The following is a 25,734-nucleotide window of genomic DNA, read 5'->3' as shown; positions in this document are numbered from 1 at the left end:
CTTCGGCGCTGTTGTGGCGCGGTCGCAGGTCGAACTGGGGCTGTCGAGCGAGATCGTGAACATCCATGGCGGGGGAATCGCGATCGGACATCCGATCGGCGCGTCAGGTACTCGCCTCGTCGTGCATGCGGCGCACGAACTCGCGCGACGCGGTACGGGTACGGCGGCGGTCGGACTGTGCGGCGGCGGTGGTCAGGGAGAGGCGCTGATCCTCACGCGCTGAGCGCCGCTCCGGCGTCAGCGCTTCGAGGGCGTGAAGTCCCGGGGATTCTTCTTCGCTTCCTTCTCGTAGGCCCTCTGCTGCTTCGCGTAGACGGGGGAGTCGGGCGATACGGGGCGTCCGTGCCTGGCGCGCCGCGTGTCGATGACGGCACCGATGGCGAGAGCGAGGCTGATGCCCCAGCTCACCCATGCGAGGGCAGATCGCCATGTGATCTTCGTCTCGCGAGAGCCGCGGAGCAGGGTGACGCCGGTCATGATCGCGCCGATGAGTCCGGTACCCGAGAGGTAGTTCATGCCTTCACGCTACCCGGCGTGGGCCATGCCGCGCCCAGCCTTGACAACCCGGTGCGGATTCTGTCAGGTGCATACGTGGTGAACGACAGTCGCAGCGCGCGCTCGTCCGGTGGCCCGGCGAAGAACGGTGCCCCCGGCACGTACGCGACATCGTGCTGCAGCACTCGTGGGAGGGCCGCCGTGGCGTCCATCCCCTCGGGGAGGCGCGCCCACACGAACATCCCGCCGTCCGGGCTGTTCCAGGTGCTGCCGCCCGGCAAGGCCTCGGGAAGCGCCGCGAGCATCGCATCTCGCCTTTCGGAGTAGGCGGAGCGGATGCGGTCGAGTGCGCCCATCGCCCGGCCGGACGTGAGGTAGTGGGCCGCGGCCGCCTGGTCCACGGTGGAGGTGTGCAGATCGGCAGCCTGCTTGGCGATGGTCACGGTCGGCCGGATGTCGGGAGTCGTGCGCACCCATCCGATCCGAAGCCCAGGTGCGATCACCTTGGAGAAGCTCCCGAGGCTCAGCACATGCTCGGGTGCGAATGTCGCGAGAGAGGGCAGCGCTTCTCCGTCGTAGCGGAGCTGACGATAGGGCTCGTCCTCGATGATCCTGAATCCGTGCCGCTGGGCGGCGGTCGCGATCCGCTGGCGCTCCACGACACCATGGGTGCGGCCGGTGGGGTTCTGGAACGTCGGGACCGTGTAGAAGAACTTGGGGCGGTGCTCGGCGGCGAGCCGCTCGAGCCCGTCGATGTCGAGGTCGTCGCCGACGTACGGGACGCCGATGACACGGGCTCCCGCCAGCGCGAACGTCTGCAGCGCCGCGAGATAGCAGGGCTCTTCGACGAGGATCACGTCGCCCGGGTCGAGCAGCGCGGTGGAGAGCAGGCCGAGGCCCTGCTGCGAGCCGGTGGTGACGATGAGGTCCGAGGCATCGGTGGGGAGACCGTCGACGGAGTACTGCCGGGCGACCTCTTCGCGCAGAACGGGATCGCCCTCGGAGGTCGAATACTGCAGCACGGCGGGGGAGCGCAGCACCTGGTCGTAGGCCTCACGGATCCCGTCGAGATCGAACAGCTCCGGCGCGGGCAGTCCGCCGGCGAAGGAGATCACCTCGGGGCGTCGGGTCAGAGCGAGCAGGTCTCGCACCGGAGAGGTCTTCGCTGAGCCGGCGCGCTGCGAACGCTCGGGAAGCGCGGTGAGGGTCTCGGGGGCAGGCAAGGGATCCTCCTCGTAGGTCAGGGTGCCACCACAGTACTGCCGACGCCCAGGCGCCGTTTCCGACGGCGCGGTATCATGGAGACGTCGCGGCTGGTCCGCGGCCGCAATCCGTGTATCTACCGGCCGCCGGCATTCCGGCGGACAGCGGCGGCACCCGACCCCGCGTCCTCCGGGCGCGCGAGAGCCATGACGCACGCAACGACTCCCACACCAGAGCATCACTCCTCGATTCCCACGTCGGAGGGCCCCGGTCTCCTCCGCATCGCGGGGCTTCCGTACTTCCTGATCGCCTTCATCGCACGTCTGCCGTTCGCGATGATGGTCGTCGGCGTCCTCACGGTCGTCGTCTCGGCGCGAGGATCGCTCTCGCTCGGCGGACTCACCTCGGCCGCCGTCGGCCTCGGAACGGCGTGCTTCGGGCCGCTGCTGGGCGCGGCGGCCGACCGCTTCGGACAGCGCATGGTCCTGCTGATCCTCGCCATCGCCAACGGTGCGATGCTCGTTCTGTTCACCGTCGTGGTCTACGCGGGTGCTGCGGACGCGCTCGTGCTCGTCGCCGCCTTCGGCATCGGGGCCACGGCGCCGCAGGTCGCTCCGATGTCGCGATCCCGGCTCGTGACGATGATCACCGACCGGATGCCGGAAGCCGTGCGCAGCCGCACACTCTCAGGCACGATGGCCTACGAGTCGGCGGCGGACGAGACCGTGTTCGTCTTCGGTCCCTTCATCGTCGGCATCCTGGCATCGGCGCTCTCGCCCTGGGCCCCGCTCGTGGGTGCTGCGGTCCTCACCGTGGTGTTCGTCGGCGCGTTCGCCCTGCACCCGAGCGCACGGGCCGTGTCCGTGCACCGAGGCAGTGACGGTCGCGCACCGTCCTCCGTCTCCGAGCTCTTCACTCCGAAGGTCGTCATCGTCGTGATCGGCATCCTCGGCGTGGGGATGTTCTTCGGCACGATGCTCACCTCTCTGACGTCCTTCATGGCCGACCGCGGCGCACCGGAGCAGGCGGGGCTCCTCTACGGGGTCATGGGTGTGGGATCGGCGATCCTCGCGCTCGGTGTCGCATGGCTTCCCGTGCGCTTCTCGCTGCGCGCGAGGTGGTTGGTGTTCTCCGGCATCCTGCTCTCCGGAAGCGTGCTGCTCCTGTTCGTCGACTCACCGGCGATGATGATGGTGGCGCTGGCCATCATGGGCATCGGCATCGGACCGACGCTGGTCACCCAATACAGCTTCGGTGCGGCCCGCAGCCCGCTCGGGCGCTCCGCCACCGTCATGACGATGCTCGGTTCCGGCATCGTCGTCGGCCAGTCGCTCGGAGCGGCGGTCGCGGGTGAGCTCGCGGAGAGCGTCGGCACCGGAAGTGCGCTGATCCTCCCGATCATCGCCGCGGCGGTAGCGTTCGCCGCCGGGCTTGTCAACTGGCGACTGAGCATGCCCGGACGTCGCGTAGCCTCGGACTGAGCTTCTGTAGCCTGAGGAGCACCACCACTGCAGCGTCAGGAGCACCCACCCATGTCAGACGCAGAATTCGTCGTCGTCGCCAATCGACTCCCCGTCGACCGCGTCGTGGGGCCTGACGGGGAAGAAGAGTGGCGGACCTCTCCCGGCGGACTGGTCGCGGCTCTCGAGCCCATGATGCGCAGCGCGCGCGGTGCCTGGGTGGGGTGGCCCGGTCAGCCGGACGTCGAGCTCGAGCCGTTCGAGATCAACGGCATCGATCTGGTGCCGGTGTCCCTGAGCGCCGACGAGGTCGAGGACTACTACGAGGGCTTCGCCAACGACACGATCTGGCCGCTCTACCACGATGTGATCGCACCCCCGCAGTATCACCGCGAGTGGTGGGAGGCGTACGTCAAGGTGAACCGGCGCTTCGCCGAGGCTGCCGCGGCGGTCGCGGCTCCGAACGGCACGGTCTGGGTGCACGATTACCAGCTGCAGCTGGTCCCGCAGATGATCCGTGAGCTGCGTTCCGACGTGACGATCGGCTACTTCCACCACATCCCTTTCCCCGCCCACGGACTGTATGCGCAGCTGCCCTGGCGCGATCAGGTGCTCCGAGGACTCCTCGGCGCCGATGTCATCGGATTCCAGCGTGCACAGGACGCCACATACTTCCTGACTGCCGTGCGCCGTCGCCTGCGTCATGACGTCAAGGGCTCTGCCGTCACGATCCCGACCGACGACGGCGGCACACGCACCGCCGTGGCCCGAGCGTTCCCGATCTCGATCGACACGGCTCCGTACCTCGAGCTCGCAGCTCGGCCGGACGTGCGCGCCCGGGCCGCCGAGATCAGGGCGAGCCTGGGCAACCCGAAGAAGATCCTCCTGGGCGTCGACCGGCTCGATTACACCAAGGGCATCCGTCATCGCATCAAGGCCTATGGCGAGCTCCTCGAAGACGGTCAGCTGAGCGTCGAGGATGTCACGTTCGTGCAGGTCGCGAGCCCGAGCCGTGAGCGCGTGGATGCCTATGTGCACCTCCGGGACGAGATCGAGCTCGCGGTCGGGCGCATCAACGGCGACCACGACACCATGGGCCACACGGCGATCCGCTACCTGCACCAGGGCTACCCGCGCGAGGAGATGGTCGCGCTGTACCTCGCCGCGGACGTCATGCTCGTCACGGCGCTCCGCGACGGGATGAACCTCGTCGCGAAGGAGTACGTCGCCACGCGCGCCGACAACCGTGGAGTGCTCGTGCTGAGCGAGTTCACGGGGGCCGCGGACGAGCTGCGCCAGGCGGTGCGAGTGAACCCGCACGACATCGCCGGGCTCAAGGACGCGATCATGACGGCCGTCGCGATGCCGCCCGCGGAGCAGGGCAAGAGGATGCGGTCGCTGCGGCGTCGGGTGCTCGAGAACGACGTCAACGCGTGGTCGTCGTCGTTCCTGCGCGCCCTCGACGAGGTCCGCAAGCGCTGATCGGGGCGGTCATACTGGGAGGGACCCCGCCTCGATTGGAGACCCCTGTGACCCGCACCTGGACCCCCGGATCCGCTGACGCGGCGCTGAGCGCCATCGCCGCGACCCCGAGACTGGTCGTCGCCCTCGACTTCGACGGCACGGCATCCCCGCTCGTTCCGGATCCCATGGCCGCCCGGGCTCTGCCCGAGGTCGCTGTCCAGGTCGCACGGCTCGCAGCCCTCCCCGACACGGTCGTCGCGTACGTCTCCGGACGCAGCATGCACGACCTCCGCGTGATCACCGAGCACACGGACGATTCGCCGATCGCTCTGGCGGGTTCGCACGGCGCACAGTACTGGTACCCCGGACTCGGGGACTCGGACGCCACCGGGCCCGACACGGCCGAGGGCGACCGCGAGGAGCTGTGGGCGGCGGCGCGACCGATCATCGACCGACACGAGGGTGCGGAGTTCGAGCCCAAGACATTCGGGATGGGCGTGCACACCCGCACGGCCACGCGCGAGGTCGAGAAGGAGGTCTTCGCCGAGATCGACGCTCTGGTCGCCGAACGCTTCCCGCACTGGCGCCGACGCGCGGGCCACCGCGTGCTCGAGTTCTCGTCGAGGAACGAGGGCAAGGATGCCGCGATGGCAGCGCTCCGTGAGCATTTCGATGCGACCGGCATCCTGTTCGCGGGGGATGACGTCACGGATGAGGACGCGATGCGGGTGCTCGCAGACGGCGATCTCGGCGTGCGGGTGGGCCCGGGGGAGAGCGCCGCCGTGCTCCGTGTGGGGAATCCACAAGAGATGGCTCAGCTTCTGGAGGCGCTCGCGGACGAGCGCACCTCTCAGCGGGAATAGACTTCCGTCATGTCCTCGCATGATCCCTCCACCAGCGCGCCCATCGACATCAAGCCCCGCAGCCGCGTCGTCACCGACGGCATCGAGGCGACGACCTCCCGAGGCATGCTCCGTGCCGTCGGCATGGGCGACGCCGACTGGGACAAGCCCCAGATCGGCATCGCGTCCAGCTGGAACGAGATCACGCCCTGCAACCTGAGCCTCGACAGGCTCGCGCAGGGCGCGAAGGAGGGCGTGCACTCCGGCGGCGGATACCCGCTGCAGTTCGGCACGATCTCGGTCTCGGACGGCATCTCGATGGGCCACGAGGGAATGCACTTCTCGCTCGTCTCGCGCGAGGTCATCGCCGACTCGGTCGAGACGGTCATGATGGCCGAGCGCCTCGACGGCTCCGTGCTGCTCGCCGGATGCGACAAGTCGATCCCCGGAATGCTGATGGCCAGCGCGCGACTCGACCTGTCGAGCGTGTTCCTCTACGCCGGCTCCATCGCACCTGGCTGGGTCAAGCTCTCCGACGGCACCGAGAAGGACGTCACGATCATCGACTCGTTCGAGGCCGTGGGCGCGTGCCGTGCCGGCCTCATGAGCGAGGAGGACCTCAAGCGCATCGAGTGCGCGATCGCCCCGGGTGAGGGAGCCTGCGGTGGCATGTACACCGCCAACACGATGGCATCGGTCGCCGAGGCCCTCGGCCTGAGCCTTCCGGGCTCGGCTGCTCCGCCCGCGGCGGACCGTCGTCGTGACTACTTCGCCCACCGCTCGGGTGAGGCCGTGGTCAACCTGCTCCGTCAGGGCATCACGACCCGCGACATCCTCACCAAGGAGGCGTTCGAGAACGCGATCGCGCTCGCGATGGCCCTCGGCGGCTCGACGAACGTCGTGCTGCACCTCCTCGCCATCGCTCGCGAGGCCGAGGTCGAGCTGAGCCTGCACGACTTCAACCGCATCGGCGACAAGGTTCCGCATGTCGCGGACATGAAGCCGTTCGGCAAGTACGTCATGAACGACGTCGACCGCCACGGTGGCATCCCGGTCATCATGAAGGCGATGCTCGACGAGGGTCTCCTGCACGGCGACGCTCTCACCGTCACAGGCAAGACGCTCGCCGAGAACCTCGCAGACCTCGATCCTCAGCCGATCGACGGCGAGGTCATCCACACGTTCGACAACCCGATCCACGCGACCGGCGGCCTGACGATCCTGCACGGATCTCTCGCTCCCGAGGGCGCCGTCGTCAAGACCGCAGGCTTCGACGCTGCGGTCTTCGAGGGCTCGGCCCGCGTGTTCGAGCGCGAGCGCGCGGCCATGGATGCCGTCGCCAACGGCGAGATCGAGGCCGGCACCGTCATCGTGATCCGCTACGAGGGCCCCAAGGGCGGACCGGGTATGCGCGAGATGCTCGCGATCACCGCGGCCATCAAGGGCGCTGGGCTCGGAAAAGATGTACTACTCTTGACTGACGGACGATTCTCAGGCGGCACAACCGGCCTGTGCATCGGCCACATAGCACCCGAAGCGGTGGACGCAGGTCCTATCGCCTTCGTGCGCGATGGTGATCTGATACGGGTCGATATCGCAGCTCGCTCTCTCGACCTACTCGTCGACGAGGCGGAGCTCGCCTCCCGCCGCTCTGGCTGGGAGCCGCTACCCCCGCGCTATACCCGTGGCGTTCTTGCCAAGTACTCGCGTCTCGTGCGGTCCGCCGCCGAGGGCGCGACGACCGGCTGATCCGCGTCGGCTCCGGCATCCGCCTCCGACGTCGCCTACAGACCATCAGAAGGAGTGTCATGACTGCTGACACCGTCTCGGCTGTGCCGAGGCCGCCCGCACCCAAGTCCGCCGCACCGGAGATCTCCGGAGCCGAGGCCGTGGTCCGCACGCTCGAGCTCCTCGGCGTCAAGGACGTCTTCGGCCTCCCCGGCGGCGCGATCCTGCCCGTCTACGACCCGCTCATGGACGCCTCCGAGCTCCGGCACATCCTGGTGCGTCACGAGCAGGGCGCCGGCCACGCGGCCGAGGGGTACGCCTCCTCGTCCGGCAAGGTCGGCGTGTGCATCGCGACCTCGGGACCCGGTGCGACCAACCTCGTCACCGCGATCGCCGACGCCTATATGGACTCGGTGCCGCTGCTCGCGATCACCGGACAGGTGTTCTCGACGCTGATGGGGACCGATGCGTTCCAGGAGGCCGACATCGTCGGCATCACGATGCCGGTGACGAAGCACTCCTTCCTCGTGAAGGACGCTTCTGAGATCCCCGGCGCCCTGGCCGCCGCCTACGAGATCGCTTCGACCGGTCGCCCCGGCCCCGTGCTCGTGGACATCACCAAGGATGCCCAGCAGGCCATGGCACCGTTCATCTGGCCGGCGAAGTTCGACCTCCCGGGCTACCGCCCGGTGACCAAGGCGCACGGCAAGCAGATCCAGGCCGCCGCCGCACTCCTGGCCGAGGCCAAGAAGCCGGTGCTGTACGTCGGCGGCGGAGTGATCCGCGGTCGCGCATCGGCGGAGCTGCTCACCCTCGCCGAGACGACCAACGCGCCCGTCGTGACGACTCTCATGGCGCGCGGCGCGTTCCCGGACTCGCACCAGCAGCACCTCGGCATGCCGGGCATGCACGGCACCGTTCCCGCAGTGCTCGCGCTGCAGGAGGCAGACCTCATCGTGTCGCTCGGCGCTCGCTTCGACGACCGTGTGACCGGCAAGGCCGCTCTGTTCGCCCCGAACGCCAAGGTCGTGCACGTCGACATCGACCCCGCAGAGATCTCGAAGATCCGCACGGCCGACGTGCCGATCGTGGGAGACGTCCGCGATGTGCTGGTCGACCTGGAGTCCGCCTTCCGCACGGCGACGACCACGACCACGCCCGACACCGAGGAATGGTGGTCGTACCTCGACGGACTCCGCAACGAGTTCCCTCTGGGCTTCGCGCCGACGACCGACGGTCTGCTCGCGCCGCAGTACGTGATCCAGCGGATCGGCGAGCTGACGGGCCCCGAGGGCATCTACGCCGCAGGCGTCGGACAGCACCAGATGTGGGCCGCGCAGTTCATCAAGTACGAACGTCCCAACGCCTGGCTGAACTCCGGGGGAGCGGGAACGATGGGCTACTCCGTCCCGGCTGCCATGGGTGCGAAGGTGGCGGAGCCCGACCGCGTCGTGTGGGCGATCGACGGTGACGGATGCTTCCAGATGACGAATCAGGAGCTCGCCACCTGCACGATCAACAACATCCCGATCAAGGTCGCGATCATCAACAACTCGTCGCTCGGCATGGTGCGCCAGTGGCAGACGCTGTTCTACGACGGACGTCACTCGAACACCGACCTCAACACGGGGCACGGAACCGTGCGCATCCCCGACTTCGTGAAGCTGGCGGAGGCCTACGGCTGCCTCGCCATCCGCGTGGAGAAGGAAGAGGAGGTGGATGCCGCGATCAAGCTCGCCCTCGAGACGAACGACCGCCCCGTGGTCATCGACTTCGTCGTCAGCGCGGACTCCATGGTCTGGCCGATGGTTCCCCAGGGCGTGAGCAACAGCTACGTCCAGTACGCCCGCGAGCACGCGCCCGCATTCGACGAGGAGGACTGACCATGTCGACTCACGTGCTGAGCCTCCTCGTGGAGAACACCCCGGGTCTGCTGACCCGAGTCGCAGGGCTCTTCGCCCGCCGCGGCTTCAACATCGACTCGCTCGCGGTGGGCGTGACCGAGGTGCCGGGAATCTCGCGCATCACGGTGGTCGTCGACCTCGAGGACCTTCCTCTCGAGCAGGTGACCAAGCAGCTCAACAAGCTGATCAACGTCATCAAGATCGTCGAGCTCGATTTCCCGACGTCGGTGCAGCGCGAGCACATGCTCGTCAAGGTGCGCACCGACAACGCGACCCGCTCGAACGTCATCGAGGTGGCGAACCTGTTCCGCGCATCGGTCGTCGACTACGCGTCCGACGCGCTGGTGATCGAGGTCACGGGGGACCGGGGCAAGGTGGACGCCATGCTGCGCGCCCTCGAGCCCTTCGGCATCAAGGAGATCGCGCAGTCGGGCCTCCTCGCCATCGGTCGCGGCGGCAAGAGCATCACCGAGCGCGTACTGCGCGGCTGAACCCAGACATCACACACGTACACGAACATCAATCAAGGAGAAAACCAGTGAGCACCGAGATCTTCTACGACGCAGACGCCGATCTGTCGATCATCCAGGGCAAGAAGGTCGCCATCGTCGGCTACGGCTCGCAGGGTCACGCGCACGCGCAGAACCTTCGCGACTCGGGTGTCGAGGTCGCGATCGCCCTCAAGGAGGGGTCGAAGTCGGCGCCCAAGGCGGAGGAGGCCGGATTCGCGGTCAAGACCGTCGCCGAGGCCACGCAGTGGGCTGACCTCATCATGATCCTGGCGCCGGACCAGCACCAGCGCACCATCTACAGCGAGTCGATCGCTCCGAACCTCACCGAGGGCAAGACGCTCGCCTTCGCGCACGGCTTCAACATCCGCTTCGGCTACATCGACGCACCCGAGGGCGTCGACGTCATCCTCGTCGCTCCGAAGGCCCCCGGTCACACCGTGCGTCGTGAGTTCGTCGCCGGTCGCGGCATCCCGGACATCATCGCCGTCGAGCGCGATGCATCCGGCAGCGCCTGGGCGACCGCGCTCTCGTACGCGAAGGCCATCGGTGGCACGCGCGCCGGCGTCATCAAGACGACGTTCACCGAAGAGACCGAGACCGATCTGTTCGGCGAGCAGGCAGTGCTCTGCGGTGGCGTCAGCCACCTCGTGCAGGCCGGCTTCGAGACCCTGACCGAGGCGGGCTACCAGCCGCAGATCGCCTACTTCGAGGTTCTGCACGAGCTCAAGCTCATCGTCGACCTCATGTGGGAGGGCGGCATCGCCAAGCAGCGTTGGTCGGTCTCCGACACCGCCGAGTACGGCGACTACGTCTCGGGCCCCCGCGTCGTCACCCCCGAGGTCAAGGAGTCGATGAAGGCGATCCTCGCCGACATCCAGAACGGCGCCTTCGCGAAGCGCTTCATCGACGACCAGGACAACGGCGCCGAGGAGTTCCTCGCGCTGCGTGCCAAGGAGGAGACGCACCCCATCGAGGCCACCGGCAAGGAGCTGCGTTCGCTCTTCGCCTGGAAGCAGCAGGACGAGGACTACGTCGACGGCAGCGCCGCGCGCTGACTCACAGACGAAGAAGGGGCCCGGTGCGAATCGCACCGGGCCCCTTCTTCATCCGCGAGGAATCACTCTGACGGAGCGGCGTCCTCGACCTCGATCGGTGCGTCGGTGGGGTCGGCCCACACCGGAGCGGGCAGCAGAGTGTCGACGGCGCCGCCCTGGATCTCGCGCAGTGCGTCCTCGATCGCGTCGGCATTCTCGGGCACGGGCAGACCGCACGTGTTGAGCTCCGACGCGAACTTCAGGGTCAGCCGACTCTTGCCCGCTTCGACGGCCTCGGCTGTGGTGCCGGTGCGCTTCTCGCTGCCGGTCTGGATATCGGACACCTCGTCGCACACGTGGTAGACGGCGCCGCCGTCGACCCAGACGACCTCGTCCTTGCCGAGCAGCTGGATGACCGCGGACTGGTCGGCGGTGTACTGCTCGACCGACGGCGGGGTGAAGTCCACGCCGATCACCGTGGCGAGGACGGCGAGGGCGATGCCGACGATGCCGGCGGTCGCCTTCTGCCCCTTGTCCATGTCCTTGTTGAGGAAGATGAGGATGATCAGCGGGAGGAAGGCGATGATCGCGATGATCGCTCCGAGCTGGTTCTGCACGAAGAACCGCAGAGTCTCGGACCTTCGAGCCGGATCCAGGCGGTTCGCCTTCTTCCAGAGGATCGAGCCCGTGATGGCGAGCGCGGCGATGACCACGAGCAGCACGAGAAGCGTGATGAACGCCCACTGCGGGAACTGGGCGGTGACGCCCTGCTCTTCGAGGAGGCCGGTGTCGGGGTCGCGCACGAGAGTGCCGTCCTCGCCCACGTACACACGCTGGCGGAGCAGCCAGAAGATGCCGACGGCTTCAGCGGCGATCGCGATGACCCACAGGGCGACCGCGATCCAGCGGAAGGTCGTCGCCTTCGACTTCGCGGCGGCGGTGGGCTTCCACCCTGCCGCGGGCTCGTCGACGGAGCCGCTCGGTGCGCTCTGATCGACGTTCTTGTTCTGCTCGGCCACGGTGGTCCCTCCAGGGCAGGGCACCTTCGGCCCAGATGCCACCGAGCATAGTGGACGCCGTGTCCTACGCTGGAGACATGACTTCCGATTCCGACGACGCCCTGAGCTGGGACGGCGACGAGGGCGGTGCTCCGACGGGGCCTGCCCCGAAGAAGCCCGCGCAGCCGCGCTCGGCGCCGGCGGCGGCCGGTCAGGCCGAGCGCCCGGCTGACGACCCCGCGTTGCCAGAGGGCTGGAATGCCGTCGGCAAGGGGAGCGCTGCGGTCGGACACCTCGGCGGCGAAGACGATGAGGGACACCAGCCGTTGAGCACGGCGATGCTGCTCATCCTGGGCATCGTCGGGGGTGTCTACCTCCTCTACAGTGTCGGCTGGGTCGTCGGCGGGCTCCGCCTCAAGCCGCTCGCGAACTTCTTCGTCGCGGACGCGATGTTCCTGCCCTGGTTCGTCCTCGCCGTGGCGGCTCCTCTGCTGTGGTTCCTCGCGAGCTGGGTGCTCACGCGTGGCAGGGCCGGGTGGATCCGGATCTCCGCGCTCCTCCTCGGAGTCGTGCTCCTGGTGCCCTGGCCCTTCGTGACGGTGGGAGCGATCGGACTATGAGCGAGATGCAGATGTCACAGCCGAGTCCGGCGGTATCGCCTCGATGGCTCACCGGGCTCGTCCTCGGACTGGCGGGGCTCTTCTACGCCTACGCGATCTGGAACGCCGTGGCGCACCTGATCACCATGGCGCAGGTCGGGCTGAGCGGCGTCGGCTGGGCCACACTACTTTTCGGCGTCGTCTTCCCCGCGATCGTGTTCGTCTTCGCCTATCTCATCGGAAGGCGGCGGTCCGCAGGGGAGCTCGCACTCGTGCTCCTGGCGGGCCTCGGCGTCGTCGCGGTGTTCTGGTTGAGTCTGCTCGCATACAGCCTGACCCTCGCGGCGTCCTAGCGATTCCGCGGTCGCTCGACGTCACACGGCACGGAGCAGCGGAGTCGCTCGGGTACAGTTGAAGTGATCGCGCCCCCACGGTGTGCGGCGCATCGGCCCCCTGTCGCGCTGCCCCGAAGGATCCCTGTGCCGAAGCCCGTCGTGCTCCTCGCCGAAGTTCTCTCACCCGCCACGATCGAGGCCCTCGGCCCCGACTTCGACGTTCGCAACGTCGACGGCACCGACCGCGAGGCGCTCTTCGCGTCGCTCGCGGATGCCGACGCCGTGCTGATCCGGTCGGCCACGCAGATCGATGAGGAGGCGCTGACCCACGCGCCGAAGCTGAAGGTCGTCGCCCGCGCCGGTGTGGGCCTCGACAACGTCGACATCAAGGCGGCCACGACGGCCGGTGTCATGGTCGTCAACGCGCCGACATCGAACATCGTCTCCGCCGCAGAACTCACGGTCGGGCACATCCTCAGCCTCGCCCGACGCATCCCCGCAGCGCACGCGTCGCTGTCGGCGGGTCAGTGGAAGCGCAGCTCGTTCACCGGGGCCGAGCTCTTCGAGAAGACCGTCGGCATCGTCGGCCTCGGCCGCATCGGCGCTCTCGTCGCCGCGCGCCTCGCCGCCTTCGACATGCGCGTCGTCGCGTACGACCCCTACGTCACCTCGGCGCGCGCCCAGCAGCTGGGCGTGCAGCTGCTGACGCTCGACGAGCTCGTCGCCGAGTCAGACTTCCTCACGATCCACATGCCCAAGACGCCCGAGACCACCGGGATGATCGGTGCCGAGCAGTTCAAGGCCATGAAGCCGACGGCGTTCGTCGTCAACGTCGCTCGTGGCGGACTGATCGATGAGGAGGCGCTGCACGCAGCCCTCGTCGCCGGTGAGATCGCCGGTGCGGGCCTCGACGTCTTCACCTCCGAGCCTCCGGCAGAGGGCGGCACGGCGCGTCCGCTCCTCGACCTTCCGAACGTCGTCGTCACCCCGCACCTCGGAGCGAGCACCGAGGAGGCGCAGGAGAAGGCCGGCGTGTCCGTCGCGCGCTCGGTGCGCCTGGCTCTCGGCGGGGACCTCGTGCCGGACGCCGTCAACGTGGCGGGTGGCGTGATCGACCCCTACGTCCGCCCCGGCATCTCGCTCGTCGAGAAGCTCGGCCAGATCTTCGCCGCTCTCGCGACGTCGCCGCTCACGAGCCTCGACGTCGAGGTGCACGGTGAGCTGAACGAGTATGACGTGAGCGTTCTCAAGCTGGCCGCCCTCAAGGGCGTCTTCACGAACATCGTCAGCGAGACGGTCTCATACGTCAACGCACCCCTGCTCGCCGATCAGCGTGGCATCGCAGTGCGCCTCCTGAAGGACGACGTCAGCGACGAGTACCGCAACGTCATCACCCTCAGCGGCGCTCTCTCCGACGGTTCGCAGCTCTCGGTGTCCGGCACGCTCACCGGCCCGAAGCAGGCCGAGAAGCTGGTCGCCATCAACGACCACGCGCTCGAGCTGCCGATCGAGAAGCACCATGTCGTGATGCTGTACACCGACCGCCCCGGAATCGTCGCGGTCTACGGTCAGAAGTTCGGTGAAGCCGGCATCAACATCGCCGGCATGCAGATCTCGCGCCTCGGCGCCGGAGACCAGGCGCTCAGCGTGCTCACGCTGGACTCGCCGGTGCCGGACGACCTGCTCGACGACCTGCGCGGATCCATCGACGCGGATCTCTTCCGTCAGATCGAGATCACCGAGGTCTGAACAGCGCAGACCCGGATCAGCGGAGCGGGAGGGCAGGCCGAAAGGCCGCCCTCCCGCTTTCTGCGTGTGGGGCCGGGAGTCAGGGTGCCGTCGCGCGGAGCACGAGAGCGATCAGGTCGGAGAGCTCGTCGCTGCGGGGGACCAATCGCTCCGGTCCGTGCACATCGAGCGAGTTGTTGAAATAGAGCCCGTCGCTCAGCAGCATCACGAGGTCGAGGCTCGCTGCATCCCGCACGTGGGGGCGGATCGTGTCCTCCCACCGGTCCCGGTTCCTGCGCAGCGCGTCGGCTGCCGAAGCCGAGCCGCCCTGGGCGAGTCGCGTCGCAGCGATCAGTACGCGATCCAGCGCATCGTCCTCCATGACGGAGGTGCGCACGTAGTACGCCACCGGCCCCTCTTCTGCGGTCGTCATGCGCTCGAGATCCGCCGTCGTGAGCGCGTCGAGGCGTTCGATCAGCCCTGCGGCCAGATCTTCTTTCGATCCGAAGTGGTAGAGCAGCCCGCCCTTCGAGACGCCGGCGGCCTTGGCTGTCGCGTCGAGGGTGGCTGCGCGCTCACCGTCTTCGATGACGATCGCTTCGAAGGCGTCGAGAACGCGTTCTCGGGCCAGGGGAGGTCGGGGCATCGGGATCCTCTGTTCGTCTTGCATCACAGTAGCGCGGCAGTGTGACGATTCTGTTACTATACCATCTGGACGGTTTAGTAACGATGCCGTCGTGATCCTGAGAGGTGTTCCATGACCCGTACTGCGTCGATCCCGACGACAGAGACGGATGCTCCCCGCGTCGGGGCACGAGGCTGGGCGGCGCTCGTCGTCCTCATGCTGCCGGTGCTCCTGGTGTCGGTGGACAACACTGTGCTGAGCTTCGCGCTCCCCGAGATATCCATCGCGCTCGCCCCCACCGGCGCCGAGCAACTGTGGATCATCGACGTCTACCCGCTCGTGCTGGCCGGACTCCTCGTGACCATGGGCACCCTCGGCGACCGCTTCGGACGTCGGCGGATGCTGCTGATCGGCGCTACCGGCTTCGCCGCGGTGTCGGCCCTCGCGGCCTTCGCCCCGACCGCCGGCCTGCTGATCGCCGCCCGCGCCCTCCTCGGCTTCTTCGGCGCGATGCTGATGCCGTCGACCCTGTCGCTCCTGCGTTCGATCTTCCAGAACCGGGACCAGCGTCGCCTCGCGATCGCCGTGTGGGCGTCCGCATTCTCCGCCGGTTCCGCTCTCGGGCCGATCGTGGGCGGTTTCCTGCTCGAGCACTTCGACTGGGGCTCGGTGTTCCTGATCGCCGTCCCCGTGCTCATCCCGCTGCTCATCGCCGCGCCGCTGCTCGTTCCCGAGAGCCGTGACCCGAACCCCGGTCGCATCGACATCGTCAGCATCGTGCTGTCGATGGCCGCGATGATCCCCGTGGTGTACGCGATCAAGTCGCTCGCGGTCGAAGGGCCGAGCCTCACGGCCGGCGCCTGGGCGCTGCTCGGCATCGTGATGGGCTACCTGTTCGTGCGGCGACAGCTGCATGCCGAGGTGCCGATGCTCGACATGGCGCTGTTCCGCCGGGGCTCGTTCTCGGGAGCGATCCTGGTGAACCTGCTGAGCGTCGTCGCGCTCGTGGGCTTCCTCTACTTCGTGTCGCAGCACCTCCAGCTGGTCCTCGGCCTGTCGCCGATGACCGCGGGGGCGGCGCTCGTGCCCGGCATGATCGCGATGATCGTGGCCGGACTCTCGGTCGTCCCGATCTCGCGTCGGGTGCGCCCGCACATCCTGGTGCCGGCCGGACTCGTGTTCTCCCTCGCCGGATACCTGCTCGTCGCGTTCACGACCTCCGATCACGGTGTCGCGCCGCTGATCATCGCCTTCGTGGTGCTCGGCATCGGCATCGGCGGGGCCGAGACTATCTCGAACGAGCTGATCCTCTCCAGTGCGCCCGCCGAGAAGGCGGGGGCCGCGAGCGCGGTGTCCGAGACGGCCTACGAGCTCGGCGCTGTGCTCGGCACAGCCGTGCTCGGCGGCCTGATCACCGCGTTCTACCGCGGAGCGCTGGTCATTCCGCCGGGCATACCGGCAGATGCGGCGCACGCGGCGAAGGAGACGCTCGCCGGCGCTTACACCGCCGCCCAGGAGTTGCCGGCACAGCTCGGCGATGCGCTCTGGGATGCCGCATCCGCGGCCTTCGGCTCGGGCGTCCTGGTGACCTCGCTCATCGGTGCGGGGCTCGTGGTGCTGGCAGGCCTGATCGCGGCCGTCACACTGCGCAAGACCCCCTCTCACTGACCAGTACGCTGGGAGAACCGGCCCGCTCGGCACCCGCTCGAGCGTCGGCCGGTTCATCCCGATGCAAGGAGTGTCATGTCGCGTGTCGTGAAGCTGGCGGTCATCCCCGGTGACGGAATCGGCCCCGAGGTCGTCGCCGAAGCCGAGAAGGTCCTCGACGCGGTCACCGCATCCAGTGATGTGACATTCGACAGGACCCGCTTCTCGCTCGGTGCCGCTCGGTACCTCGAGACGGGCGACACCCTCACTGACGACGACCTTCAGGCGATCTCAGAGCACGACGCGATCCTGCTCGGAGCCGTCGGGGGCACGCCAGGCGACCCCCGGCTCAAGGACGCGAACATCGAGCGCGGGCTGCTGCTCAAGCTCCGTTTCACGCTCGACCACTACGTGAACCTGCGTCCGTCGAAGCTCTTCACCGGGGCCGCGGGACCGCTCGCGAACCCGGGAGACATCGATTTCGTCGTCGTCCGAGAGGGCACTGAGGGTCCCTACGTCGGCAACGGCGGTGCGATCCGCAAGGGCACGCCGCACGAGGTCGCCAATGAGACCTCGGTCAACACCGCCTTCGGCGTCGAGCGGGTCGTGCGCTACGCCTTCGACCTCGCCGAGCGGCGCGGCAAGAAGGTCACGCTCGTGCACAAGACCAACGTGCTCGTGCATGCGGGGGCGATCTGGCAGCGCATCGTGAACGAGGTCGCGTCCGAGCACCCCGACGTCGCCGTCGACTACCTGCACGTCGATGCGGCGACGATCTTCCTGGTCACCGATCCCGCTCGTTTCGACGTGATCGTGACGGACAACCTGTTCGGCGACATCCTCACCGACCTCGCGGGAGCGGTCACCGGCGGAATCGGACTCGCCGCCTCGGGCAACATCAACCCCGCGGGTGCGTTCCCGTCGATGTTCGAGCCGGTGCACGGATCGGCCCCCGACATCGCGGGTCAGCAGAAGGCCGACCCCACCGCCGCGATCCTCTCGGTCGCGCTGCTGCTCGACCACCTCGGGCTCACCGAAGAGGCTGCTCGCGTGAGCGCCGCCGTAGAGTCCGACATCGCGTCCCGCACGGGGGCGCGCACCACCGCGGAGGTCGGCTCCGCGATCACCGCTCTGCTCTGAACGACAGGCGTAGGCTGAGACGGCGCGAGGATGCGCGCCGCACGAGGAATGGATGACGAGATGACGACCATCGACGCCGAGACCACCGTGGCTCCGCTGGAGTTCGCGGTGACCAAGAACCTGACGGCCGCGACCCCCGGTCGAGTCGCCGAGGTTCACGAGAACCCCGGATTCGGTGTGGTCTTCACCGATCACATGGTGGACATCTGCTGGTCGGTCAAGGGCGGATGGCACCGTCCCCGTGTGCAGCCGTACGGACCGATCCCGCTCGACCCCGCCGCATCCGTGCTGCACTACGCGCAGGAGATCTTCGAGGGCATCAAGGCCTATCGTCACGCCGACGGGTCGATCCACACCTTCCGTCCCGACCGCAACGCAGCCCGTCTGCAGGCCAGCGCCCGCCGTCTCGCGCTGCCGGAGCTGCCGACCGAGTACTTCATCCAGTCGCTGCGCGAGATCATCAAGGTCGATGGGCGTTGGGTGCCGTCCGGTGAGGACCAGAGCCTGTACCTCCGCCCCTTCATGTTCGCCAAGGAGGCCTTCCTCGGTGTCCGCGCGGCGCAGAAGGTCGCCTACTACGTGATCGCGAGCCCCGCAGGCGCCTACTTCAGCGGCGGCGTGAAGCCCGTGCGCATCTGGCTCTCCGAGGACTACGCGCGTGCGGGCAAGGGCGGCACAGGCAAGGCCAAGACGGGTGGCAACTACGCGTCGAGCCTGCTGGCCCAGAGCGAGGCCTCGTCGAAGGGATGCGACCAGGTCGTGTTCCTCAACGAGGAGCGCAATGTCGAGGAGCTCGGCGGCATGAACGTCGTGTTCGTGTTCAAGGACGGCCGCGTCGTCACGCCCGAGTCCGACAGCATCCTCGAGGGCATCACGCGCGACTCCCTGCTGCAGCTCGCGGAGGACCGCGGCTACACAGTCGAGAAGCGACCGATCTCGATCGACGAGTGGCGCGAGGGCGTGGCATCCGGTGACATCGTCGAGGTCTTCGCCTGCGGCACCGCCGCTGTCGTGACGCCGATCGGCGCCCTGGTCGGCGAAGGATTCGACGAGCCGCAGCCGCTCGGCGAACTCGCTCTGTCGCTGCGTGAAGAGCTCACGGACATCCAGTACGGCCGTCGCGACGACAGGCACGGCTGGCTCCTGCGCCTCGACGCCTGAGGTCGACGGACTTCCCAGACCCCGCTTCGCGAAATCTGCAAAGCGGGGTCTGCTCGTGTGTGGCCCCTGGATAGGCTGAGGGAATGAAGATCGCCCGATTCAGCCATGACGACGCCATCCTCTTCGGGATCGTCGATGACACCGACCTCGTCGTCCTCTCGGGCGATCCGCTGTTCGCCGGATACGAGCCGACGGGCGATCGTGTGCCGATCGCGGACGCGGTCATCCTGGCACCGGTGATCCCGCGTTCGAAGATCGTCTGCGTCGGCAAGAACTACCACGACCATGCCGCCGAGATGGGGGGAGTGGCTCCCGAGGAGCCGCTGCTGTTCCTGAAGCCCAACACCGCGGTGATCGGCCCCGGCGATGCGATCGTGCGTCCGTCGATCTCGGACCAGACCGAGTACGAGGGCGAGCTCGCCGTCGTGATCGGCAAGGTCGCCAAGAACGTGACTCAGGCGGATGCTCTCGATCATGTGCTCGGGTACACGATCGCCAACGACGTCACAGCCCGTGACCTGCAGCGCAAGGACGGCCAGTGGTCGCGCGCGAAGGGCTTCGACACGTTCTGCCCCCTCGGGCCCACCATCAGCACGGACTTCGACCCGTCGGTCGCGACGATCGAGACCAGGGTGAACGGAGAGGTCCGCCAGAAGGCGCCGCTGACCGACATGATCCACTCCGTCGCAGCGATCATCGAGCATGCGTCGGCCGTGTTCACCCTGCTGCCCGGCGACGTCATCCTGACGGGCACGCCCGCGGGTGTCGGCACCTTCGACGCCGGTGACACGGTCGAGGTCGAGATCACCGGACTGGGGATCCTGCGCAACACCGTGCGCGACGCCGTGCGCGCTTCATGACCGTGGTCGCGCTGACGGCGACCCAGCAGGCAGCCGTCCAGCGACGCACCGTCCTGGTGCTGTCACTCGGACAGGTGCTCGGCGGGATCGCCTTCGGAGCGACCGTATCGCTCGGCGCGCTGCTCGCCGCCGACCTCTCGGGGAGCGACGCGCTCTCGGGCCTCGCCACGGCGTCGGTCACCCTCGGTGCGGCGCTGTGCGCGATCCCGCTCGCCCGTCTCGCCGCCAGGGTCGGCAGGCGGCGCGCTCTGACACTCGGCAACCTCTTCGCGCTCGTCGGCATCGCCGTCGTGATCCTGGCCGCGTCGCTGCGGGTGTTCCCGCTGTTGCTGGTCGGCATCCTGATGATCGGCGCGGGCAATGCCGGCAACCTCCAGTCGCGGTTCGCCGCAACCGATCTCGCCGCCCCGCAGCACCGCGGGCGCGATCTCTCGATCGTCGTGTGGGCGACGACGATCGGAGGCGTGGCAGGACCACTGCTGCTGGGGCCGGGGGAGATCGTCGGCGAGGCCATCGGCATGCCGCCGCAGACCGGCTCCTACGTGTTCTCGTTCGTCGCCCAGTGCGCGGCGCTCATCCTCTACCTGATCGCGCTGCGGCCCGATCCGCTTCTCGCAGCTCAAGGCCTCGCCAGGGCAGCAGCAGCGGTGACCGGGCAGGTGTCGGTCGATCGTCCGGTGGTGGCTCGATACGCGATCTTCGCGGTCGCAGGCTCGCACGTCGTGATGGCATCCGTCATGGCGATGACTCCCGTGCACCTCGCGCACATGGCGCACGGCAGCGAGGGCATGGCACCCACGCCGGCTGATGTCTCGGCACTCGTCGGCATCACGATCGCTCTGCACGTCGGCGGCATGTACGCGCTCTCTCCGCTCTTCGGCATCCTCGCGGACCGCTGGGGACGGTTGCGGGTGGTGCTGCTGGGACAGGCGCTCTTGGGCGGGGCGCTCGCCTTCGCCGTCTTCGTGAACGATCAGGAGTGGGGCGTGATGGTCGCGCTGATCCTGCTGGGCCTGGGATGGAGTGCGGCCACCGTCGCCGGGGCGGCGCTTCTCACCGAATCGAGCGCGCCCGAGCTGCGCACACGACGGCAGGGTCGGAGCGACTCGCTGATGAGCCTGTCGGCTGCGGCGGGCGCGGTGCTCGCCGGAGTGATCCTGTCGAACTATCAGTACGCGGGCCTCGGCATCGCGGCATCCGTGCTGGTGATCGCGATCGTCGCGCTCTCGCCGCTCGCCCGCTCCCGAGCGCGATGAAGGACTGGGCAGGCACGGGGCGCGCATACGCAGACTCGTACGCCGCGTTGTGTGTCGGGACCGCAGGCTTCGTGCTCGACGAGCTCGGGGAAGCGCGTGGACGCTCCCTGCTCGATGTGGGCTCCGGTACAGGATCGCTCTCCGCGGCGTTCGCGGGCGCCGGCTGGAACGTCACCGGATGCGAGCCGGAGCCGACGATGCGGGAGATCGCGGTACAGGAGCACGCGGGGATCCCCGTGGTCGACGGTGCGCTGCCGCAGCTGCCGTTCCAGGACGGGGTCTTCGACGCGGTCGTCGCCAACTTCGTGCTCAACCACGTCGCCGAACCGCGGAGGGCGGCTCGAGAGCTCTCGCGAGTGTCGGCCGACGTCGTGGTGGCGACCGTCTGGACGAACTCGCCGACGTGGCTGTGGCGTGAGGTCTGCGACCGGGCGGGACTCTCACCTTCGGCGGGGGAGCGACTGCCCCCGGAGCAGGACTTCGAGCGGACGGTCGACGGCTTCGCACGGATGCTGGACGGCGCGGGCTGGAGGGGCACTCGAGTGTCGGAGATCACCTGGACGTGGTCGGCCGGCGTCGAGGCACTGTGGGTGTCCGCAGAAGGCGGCGTCGGGGGAGCCGGCCAGTTCTACCGTGCGCTCGACGAGTCGGACCGCGCCGCGTTCCGAGCGGCGTTCGACGCGGTGTGCTCCGAGAGGACCGTGGACGGTCGTGTCCCGCTGGAGCACTCTGCTGCCATGGCGATCCGCTCGCGCCGCTGAGACCCGCCCGTCGCGATGCGGCCGAGCCTGCGAACCCCTGCGGGCTGCGGTGATGCATGGAATCCTCGGTGCCGCGCACGCCTGCGTCGGCGCGCCACCGAGGGGTGACAAGTCAGACCGCTCAGGTGTACCAGGTGGGCTCTGGCACCTCGTTCTTCAGCACGAACGTCCCGACCTCGCGCTTCTTGTAGGCGATCGGATCATGAAGGCTGTGCGTGCGCAGGTTGCGCCAGAAAATGTCGAGTCCGACCGCATTCGCCGACGCGCGCGCCCCGGTCAGTTCGTAGACCTTCGTGGCGACCTCCAAGCCGTCATCGACGATCCGGAGCTTTCCCGCTGCGATCCGGACAGCGATCTCACCGCGTCGCCGCGCCGTGAGATCCTCGCGGGGCGCGTGCAGTACGGCACTGATCTCCGCGCCCACGGCGTCCAGCAGCGCTTCGTCGGCCCACAGCTTCGACGCGAGCTCGCCATAGCCCTCGAGCAGGTACCACTCGTCCGTCGCATGCTGCTTGTCGTCTCCGCCGTAGGGCCAGGGGCGCGTCGTGGTGCGCGTGTAGGCGGACGCCGTCTCGAGGGCGCCCTGCGCGATGCCGAGATAGAAATTCGCGAACACGAGCTGGATCGTCGGGACGTTCAGGGTGTTGTAGGTGAGCGGCTGGAACTCCTTGTCGACGAATCCCGCAGCGGACGCCCAGGGGACGCGCACGTCGCGGATCTCGACCGAGCCCGACTCCGTGAGCCGCTGCCCCAGGTTGTCCCAGTCATCCGCGAACACGATCCCGTCCTGCGCGGTGGGGACGATCGCGAAGACGTGCGTGTCGGTGCCCTCGAGAATGCCTTCGAGCACGGTGAGGTCCGAGACCTGCCCGCCGGTGGAGAACGACTTGCGTCCGGAGAAGATCAGGTCGTCGCCGTCTTCTCGGATCACGAGATCGGAATCCCGAGGATTGACGGCGCCTCCGAAGAGGAAGTCGTTCGTCGTGTACAGCTCTTCGACGGCGGCGATCTGATCTTCAGTGGCGACGAGCCGCGCGGCCCACGCCCACAGGTAGTGGTAGCCGAGGAGCTGGCCGATCGAGCCGTCGCCTCTGGCCACGGTGCGGATCACTCGGTACGCCGTGTCCCAGCTCTCACCGGCGCCGCCGTGCGCGCGGGGACCCAACAGTGTCACCAGCCCCGATTCCTTCAACAGCCTGACTTCGGCTCGTGGCGTCGCGTTCGCGCGATCACGGTCGACGGCGTCTGCTGCGAGGATGTCTGCCACCGCCTGTGCGCGGTCGAGCCAGTCGGCGCTGGTCTGTGGCCTTGCTGCGTCCCGCCATCGGTCGTCGAGACCCGTCGTCACTGCATCCGTGAATGTCATGTTCTTGCCTTTCCGTGTGGGTTCGGTGTTCGCCCGTCCTCCGGCGTTGCGGCAACGATAGGAGCAGGTCGGGACGGAACGCGGGTTGTTTCCCAGGGTGAGTGACTGTTACCCACAGTGACCCCGGGTCGCGTGTGCCGACGCCCCACTGCGAGCCCCTGTGGAGTGCCGCAGCGGCAACTAGAATCGGAGGGATATGGCTACTCCGCACCCCCTCACCACGACCGCCAGTGGCGCCGACGTCCGCGTCCGCTTCTGCCCCTCGCCGACCGGACTGCCGCACGTCGGCATGGTCCGCACCGCGCTCTTCAACTGGGCCTACGCCCGCCACACAGGCGGGAAGATGGTGTTCCGCATCGAGGACACCGACGCCGCCCGCGACAGCGAGGAGAGCTTCCGTCAGCTCGTCGACGCGCTCACGTGGCTCAAGATCGACTGGGACGAGGGCGTCGAGGTCGGCGGACCGCACGCCCCGTACCGGCAGTCCGAGCGTCACGACATCTATCGCGGCGTCATCGACAAGCTGCTCGCCACCGGTGCGCTGTACGAGAGCTACTCGACGGCCGAGGAGATCGACGCCCGCAACGAGGCTGCCGGCCGCGCGAAGCAGCTCGGTTACGACAACTTCGATCGCGCTCTGACCGACGAGCAGAAGGCCGCCTTCCGGGCCGAGGGACGTCAGCCCGCACTTCGTCTCCGCGTGCCAGAAGAAGACCTCACCTACGTCGACCTCATCCGTGACGAGGTGACCTTCCCGGCCGGGTCGTTCCCCGACTTCGTGGTCGTGCGGCCCAACGGCATCCCGCTGTACACCTTCGTGAACCCGGTCGACGATGCCCTCATGGGCATCACGCACGTGCTCCGCGGTGAAGACCTGATGCCGTCCACGGCGCGTCAGCTCGCGCTCTATGCGGCTCTCATCGAGGCAGGCGTCACCACGTTCGTGCCGCGCTTCGCCCACATGCCGCTGGTGCTGGGGGAGACCGGCAACAAGAAGCTCTCCAAGCGCGACCCGCAGGCGGACCTCTTCCTGCACCGCGATCGCGGCTTCATCCACGAGGGACTGCTCAACTACCTGGCCCTTCTGGGCTGGTCGATCGGTCCCGACCGCGACGTGTTCTCGCTCGAGGAGTTCACCGAGGCGTTCGACATCGTGAACGTCAACCCGAACCCGGCCCGCTTCGACCAGAAGAAGGCCGAGTCGATCAACGGCGACCACATCCGCACGCTGGGGGAGAAGGACTTCGCCGAGCGGACGATCCCCTACCTCGCAGCAGCGGGACTCTTCGATGAACCCACGCACGAGCAGCTCGTGATGGCGTTCCGCGTCGCGCCCTTGGTGCAGGAGCGCGTTCAGCTGCTGGGCGAGGTGCCCGGGATGGTGGGCTTCCTGTTCAGTGACGACGTCTCCTATGACGCCGACGCGCTCAAGGGCCTCCCTGCCAACGCGGCCGAGGTGCTCGACGCCTGTGTCGCGGCTCTCGAGCCGGTGACCGAGTTCACTCCGGAGAAGGTCCAGGAGGCTCTCGCCGGGGCTCTGGTCGAGAAGCTCGAGCTCAAGCCGCGCATCGCCTACGGTCCTCCGCGCGTCGCCATCACCGGGCGTCGGATCTCCCCGCCGCTGTTCGAGTCGATGGAACTGCTGGGCAAGGACGAGTCGCTGCGACGACTTCGTGCGCTCTCGGAGTTCCTCGCGAACTGAGATCGAGCGACAGTGAAGAGGGAGAGCAGCCGAGAGGTGCTCTCCCTCTTCGCGTCACCGGCCGCAGGTGTCGCGCAGGAGCGGCCGATCTCGCGCGACGCGCCCGGACGGAGCGAGGCGTTTTGGCATTCGGGCCGAGGCTCGGGTAGGCTTGACTCTCGGTGCGAGGCTCCGGTTTCGCCCTTGGGGTATGGTGTAATTGGCAACACGGCGGTTTCTGGTTCCGTTGTTCTTGGTTCGAGTCCAGGTACCCCAGCAAGACAAAAACCCCCGCGAAAGCGGGGGTTTTGTCGTACCCGGGAGAGTTCTTACTCGCACTCTCCGATGAACTCGAGGTAGCACACGGCCTCATGGGTCACCGCGGGCTCGTAGTCGTCGTTCGAGACCTGGCGCGTGTCCATCTCCGGTGTGCGGGTCAGGCTGCCGTAGGTGCCGAGGGTGGCCACGTAGTACCCGTCGCCGTCCAGTGCCTTCATCTCATCGATCGCCCCGCTGTAGTCGGTGCAGAGCAGCGTGGCCGTCTCGGTGAGCTCGACGCCGACGCAGGCGGCCGTGTAGGTCGCGACCATGAGGTTGGTGCAGTCCGTCCAGTCCTGGTTGACCGTGCACGGGTTCACGGCGTCCATCGAGACGTCGTAGCGTCCGGTCTCGTACTCCTCGCTGTGGAACGTCTCCGGCTTCTCGGGGACGTCGGTCTTGGTCCAGTGCCGGGCGGTGGTGAAGGCGACGACGACCACGATGGCAGCGATCAGCAGCAGAGCCCCGAGGATCGACAGCGTGACCCACAGACCGACCCTGCTCTTCTTGCGCGGTTCGGCGTCGGCCGCCGGAGCGTACCCGGGGTAGACCGCTGTGGCGCCTGCGGCACCCTCGTAGCCCGGGTACGGAGCCGTCGCGGCGTATGCAGGATCTTG

General features: G+C 68.1%; 23 protein-coding genes, 1 tRNA gene and 1 pseudogene. 19 read left to right on the top strand and 6 right to left on the bottom strand.

Annotated features, from left to right (window positions below; translation table 11 throughout):
• Positions 1-223, top strand: a pseudogene (locus tag ASF80_RS19230) (acetyl-CoA C-acyltransferase); the annotation flags it as partial.
• Positions 224-237: 14 nt separating this feature from the next.
• Here ASF80_RS19230 and ASF80_RS03620 read toward each other — a convergent pair.
• Together ASF80_RS03620 and ASF80_RS03615 are read right to left on the bottom strand one after the other, a co-directional pair.
• Entirely contained in the window at positions 238-516 is a 279-nt protein-coding gene (locus ASF80_RS03620; RefSeq protein ID WP_056308058.1) for a hypothetical protein, read from the bottom strand.
• Positions 513-1,718: a PLP-dependent aminotransferase family protein gene (locus ASF80_RS03615; protein ID WP_056308056.1), complete on the bottom strand. Its 1,206-nt coding sequence runs from the start codon at positions 1,716-1,718 to the stop codon at positions 513-515. Before ASF80_RS03615 ends, ASF80_RS03620 begins: the two co-directional genes overlap by 4 nt.
• Before the next feature lie 186 nt (positions 1,719-1,904).
• Here ASF80_RS03615 and ASF80_RS03610 point away from each other — a divergent pair, with 186 nt between their 5' ends.
• From ASF80_RS03610 to ilvC, 7 genes are read left to right on the top strand one after another with little or no spacing between them, the layout of a single operon-like run.
• Complete coding sequence (locus tag ASF80_RS03610; protein WP_056308054.1) at positions 1,905-3,179, top strand: MFS transporter; 1,275 nt, start codon at positions 1,905-1,907, stop codon at positions 3,177-3,179.
• A gap of 51 nt (positions 3,180-3,230) precedes the next feature.
• The gene (locus tag ASF80_RS03605; protein ID WP_056308053.1) at positions 3,231-4,640 is read left to right on the top strand and encodes an alpha,alpha-trehalose-phosphate synthase (UDP-forming); all 1,410 of its coding nucleotides are present in this window, start codon (positions 3,231-3,233) and stop codon (positions 4,638-4,640) included.
• 47 nt (positions 4,641-4,687) lie between these two features.
• Positions 4,688-5,485: a trehalose-phosphatase gene (otsB, locus tag ASF80_RS03600; RefSeq protein WP_082488172.1), complete on the top strand. Its 798-nt coding sequence runs from the start codon at positions 4,688-4,690 to the stop codon at positions 5,483-5,485.
• Positions 5,486-5,494: 9 nt separating this feature from the next.
• The gene (gene ilvD, locus ASF80_RS03595) at positions 5,495-7,213 is read left to right on the top strand and encodes a dihydroxy-acid dehydratase (RefSeq protein WP_053095858.1); all 1,719 of its coding nucleotides are present in this window, start codon (positions 5,495-5,497) and stop codon (positions 7,211-7,213) included.
• A gap of 59 nt (positions 7,214-7,272) precedes the next feature.
• Entirely contained in the window at positions 7,273-9,075 is a 1,803-nt protein-coding gene (locus tag ASF80_RS03590; protein WP_056308051.1) for an acetolactate synthase large subunit, read from the top strand.
• Between the two features lie 2 nt (positions 9,076-9,077).
• The gene (gene ilvN / locus ASF80_RS03585; RefSeq protein WP_056278631.1) at positions 9,078-9,587 is read left to right on the top strand and encodes an acetolactate synthase small subunit; all 510 of its coding nucleotides are present in this window, start codon (positions 9,078-9,080) and stop codon (positions 9,585-9,587) included.
• 47 nt (positions 9,588-9,634) lie between these two features.
• Complete coding sequence (gene ilvC, locus ASF80_RS03580; protein WP_056308049.1) at positions 9,635-10,663, top strand: ketol-acid reductoisomerase; 1,029 nt, start codon at positions 9,635-9,637, stop codon at positions 10,661-10,663.
• 62 nt (positions 10,664-10,725) lie between these two features.
• Here the strand turns inward: ilvC and ASF80_RS03575 are convergent, their stop codons facing one another.
• Positions 10,726-11,661 (bottom strand): hypothetical protein, encoded by a 936-nt coding sequence (locus tag ASF80_RS03575; protein WP_056308047.1) that lies wholly within the window; start codon positions 11,659-11,661, stop codon positions 10,726-10,728.
• A 77-nt stretch (positions 11,662-11,738) separates the two neighbouring features.
• Between ASF80_RS03575 and ASF80_RS03570 the strand changes: the two genes are divergently transcribed.
• The 3 genes from ASF80_RS03570 (at position 11,739) to serA (ending at position 14,323) form a co-directional block, all read left to right on the top strand.
• Entirely contained in the window at positions 11,739-12,260 is a 522-nt protein-coding gene (locus tag ASF80_RS03570) for a hypothetical protein (RefSeq protein ID WP_082488341.1), read from the top strand.
• Positions 12,257-12,592: a hypothetical protein gene (locus ASF80_RS03565; protein WP_235559870.1), complete on the top strand. Its 336-nt coding sequence runs from the start codon at positions 12,257-12,259 to the stop codon at positions 12,590-12,592. Before ASF80_RS03570 ends, ASF80_RS03565 begins: the two co-directional genes overlap by 4 nt.
• A 126-nt stretch (positions 12,593-12,718) precedes the next feature.
• Complete coding sequence (serA, locus tag ASF80_RS03560; RefSeq protein ID WP_056308044.1) at positions 12,719-14,323, top strand: phosphoglycerate dehydrogenase; 1,605 nt, start codon at positions 12,719-12,721, stop codon at positions 14,321-14,323.
• A 79-nt stretch (positions 14,324-14,402) separates the two neighbouring features.
• On the opposite strand, the gene ASF80_RS03555 is transcribed toward serA, so the two are convergent.
• Complete coding sequence (locus ASF80_RS03555; RefSeq protein ID WP_056308042.1) at positions 14,403-14,948, bottom strand: TetR/AcrR family transcriptional regulator; 546 nt, start codon at positions 14,946-14,948, stop codon at positions 14,403-14,405.
• Positions 14,949-15,059: 111 nt separating this feature from the next.
• On the opposite strand from ASF80_RS03555, the gene ASF80_RS03550 reads away from it, so the two are divergent.
• The 6 genes from ASF80_RS03550 (at position 15,060) to ASF80_RS03525 (ending at position 21,752) form a co-directional block, all read left to right on the top strand.
• Entirely contained in the window at positions 15,060-16,595 is a 1,536-nt protein-coding gene (locus tag ASF80_RS03550; RefSeq protein ID WP_056308040.1) for an MFS transporter, read from the top strand.
• A 75-nt stretch (positions 16,596-16,670) separates the two neighbouring features.
• On the top strand, positions 16,671-17,714 hold the full coding sequence (locus ASF80_RS03545; RefSeq protein WP_056308037.1) for a 3-isopropylmalate dehydrogenase: 1,044 nt from the start codon (positions 16,671-16,673) through the stop codon (positions 17,712-17,714).
• A gap of 60 nt (positions 17,715-17,774) precedes the next feature.
• The gene (locus ASF80_RS03540) at positions 17,775-18,875 is read left to right on the top strand and encodes a branched-chain amino acid aminotransferase (RefSeq protein WP_056311727.1); all 1,101 of its coding nucleotides are present in this window, start codon (positions 17,775-17,777) and stop codon (positions 18,873-18,875) included.
• An 83-nt stretch (positions 18,876-18,958) separates the two neighbouring features.
• Positions 18,959-19,735 carry a fumarylacetoacetate hydrolase family protein gene (locus ASF80_RS03535; protein WP_056308035.1) on the top strand — a complete coding sequence of 259 codons (777 nt, stop codon included), beginning with the start codon at positions 18,959-18,961 and terminating at the stop codon, positions 19,733-19,735.
• Positions 19,732-20,991: an MFS transporter gene (locus tag ASF80_RS03530; protein ID WP_056308033.1), complete on the top strand. Its 1,260-nt coding sequence runs from the start codon at positions 19,732-19,734 to the stop codon at positions 20,989-20,991. Before ASF80_RS03535 ends, ASF80_RS03530 begins: the two co-directional genes overlap by 4 nt.
• Positions 20,988-21,752, top strand: a complete 765-nt coding sequence (locus tag ASF80_RS03525; protein WP_056308032.1) for a class I SAM-dependent methyltransferase — start codon at positions 20,988-20,990, stop codon at positions 21,750-21,752. The genes ASF80_RS03530 and ASF80_RS03525 overlap by 4 nt, the downstream gene beginning before the upstream one ends.
• Positions 21,753-21,873: 121 nt before the next feature.
• Here the strand turns inward: ASF80_RS03525 and ASF80_RS03520 are convergent, their stop codons facing one another.
• Positions 21,874-23,118: an acyl-CoA dehydrogenase family protein gene (locus ASF80_RS03520; protein WP_082488171.1), complete on the bottom strand. Its 1,245-nt coding sequence runs from the start codon at positions 23,116-23,118 to the stop codon at positions 21,874-21,876.
• 196 nt (positions 23,119-23,314) lie between these two features.
• Between ASF80_RS03520 and gltX the strand changes: the two genes are divergently transcribed.
• Positions 23,315-24,820: a glutamate--tRNA ligase gene (gltX, locus tag ASF80_RS03515; protein WP_056308030.1), complete on the top strand. Its 1,506-nt coding sequence runs from the start codon at positions 23,315-23,317 to the stop codon at positions 24,818-24,820.
• A gap of 184 nt (positions 24,821-25,004) precedes the next feature.
• Positions 25,005-25,076 (top strand) — tRNA-Gln (locus tag ASF80_RS03510).
• Positions 25,077-25,128: 52 nt separating this feature from the next.
• Here the strand turns inward: ASF80_RS03510 and ASF80_RS19005 are convergent.
• A partial coding sequence (locus tag ASF80_RS19005; RefSeq protein WP_162239109.1) for a DUF2157 domain-containing protein occupies positions 25,129-25,734 on the bottom strand: 606 nt, incomplete at its 5' end.

Source organism: Microbacterium sp. Leaf159, from assembly GCF_001423615.1.
Lineage (GTDB): Bacteria > Actinomycetota > Actinomycetes > Actinomycetales > Microbacteriaceae > Microbacterium.
The sequence above is the reverse complement of the archived record's forward strand: the minus strand, read 5'-3'. Positions and strand labels throughout refer to the sequence as shown.

Bases quoted from the DNA above. Each gene is read 5' to 3' on its own strand.
- ASF80_RS03620 (WP_056308058.1), bottom strand. From the start codon at position 516: ATGAACTACCTCTCGGGTACCGGACTCATCGGCGCGATCATGACCGGC.
- ASF80_RS03610 (WP_056308054.1), top strand. From the start codon at position 1,905: ATGACGCACGCAACGACTCCCACACCAGAGCATCACTCCTCGATTCCC.
- ASF80_RS03605 (WP_056308053.1), top strand. From the start codon at position 3,231: ATGTCAGACGCAGAATTCGTCGTCGTCGCCAATCGACTCCCCGTCGAC.
- ilvD (WP_053095858.1), top strand. From the start codon at position 5,495: ATGTCCTCGCATGATCCCTCCACCAGCGCGCCCATCGACATCAAGCCC.
- ASF80_RS03590 (WP_056308051.1), top strand. From the start codon at position 7,273: ATGACTGCTGACACCGTCTCGGCTGTGCCGAGGCCGCCCGCACCCAAG.
- ilvN (WP_056278631.1), top strand. From the start codon at position 9,078: ATGTCGACTCACGTGCTGAGCCTCCTCGTGGAGAACACCCCGGGTCTG.
- ASF80_RS03570 (WP_082488341.1), top strand. From the start codon at position 11,739: ATGACTTCCGATTCCGACGACGCCCTGAGCTGGGACGGCGACGAGGGC.
- ASF80_RS03565 (WP_235559870.1), top strand. From the start codon at position 12,257: ATGAGCGAGATGCAGATGTCACAGCCGAGTCCGGCGGTATCGCCTCGA.
- ASF80_RS03555 (WP_056308042.1), bottom strand. From the start codon at position 14,948: ATGCCCCGACCTCCCCTGGCCCGAGAACGCGTTCTCGACGCCTTCGAA.
- ASF80_RS03550 (WP_056308040.1), top strand. From the start codon at position 15,060: ATGACCCGTACTGCGTCGATCCCGACGACAGAGACGGATGCTCCCCGC.
- ASF80_RS03545 (WP_056308037.1), top strand. From the start codon at position 16,671: ATGTCGCGTGTCGTGAAGCTGGCGGTCATCCCCGGTGACGGAATCGGC.
- ASF80_RS03540 (WP_056311727.1), top strand. From the start codon at position 17,775: ATGACGACCATCGACGCCGAGACCACCGTGGCTCCGCTGGAGTTCGCG.
- ASF80_RS03535 (WP_056308035.1), top strand. From the start codon at position 18,959: ATGAAGATCGCCCGATTCAGCCATGACGACGCCATCCTCTTCGGGATC.
- ASF80_RS03530 (WP_056308033.1), top strand. From the start codon at position 19,732: ATGACCGTGGTCGCGCTGACGGCGACCCAGCAGGCAGCCGTCCAGCGA.
- ASF80_RS03525 (WP_056308032.1), top strand. From the start codon at position 20,988: ATGAAGGACTGGGCAGGCACGGGGCGCGCATACGCAGACTCGTACGCC.
- ASF80_RS03520 (WP_082488171.1), bottom strand. From the start codon at position 23,118: ATGACATTCACGGATGCAGTGACGACGGGTCTCGACGACCGATGGCGG.
- gltX (WP_056308030.1), top strand. From the start codon at position 23,315: ATGGCTACTCCGCACCCCCTCACCACGACCGCCAGTGGCGCCGACGTC.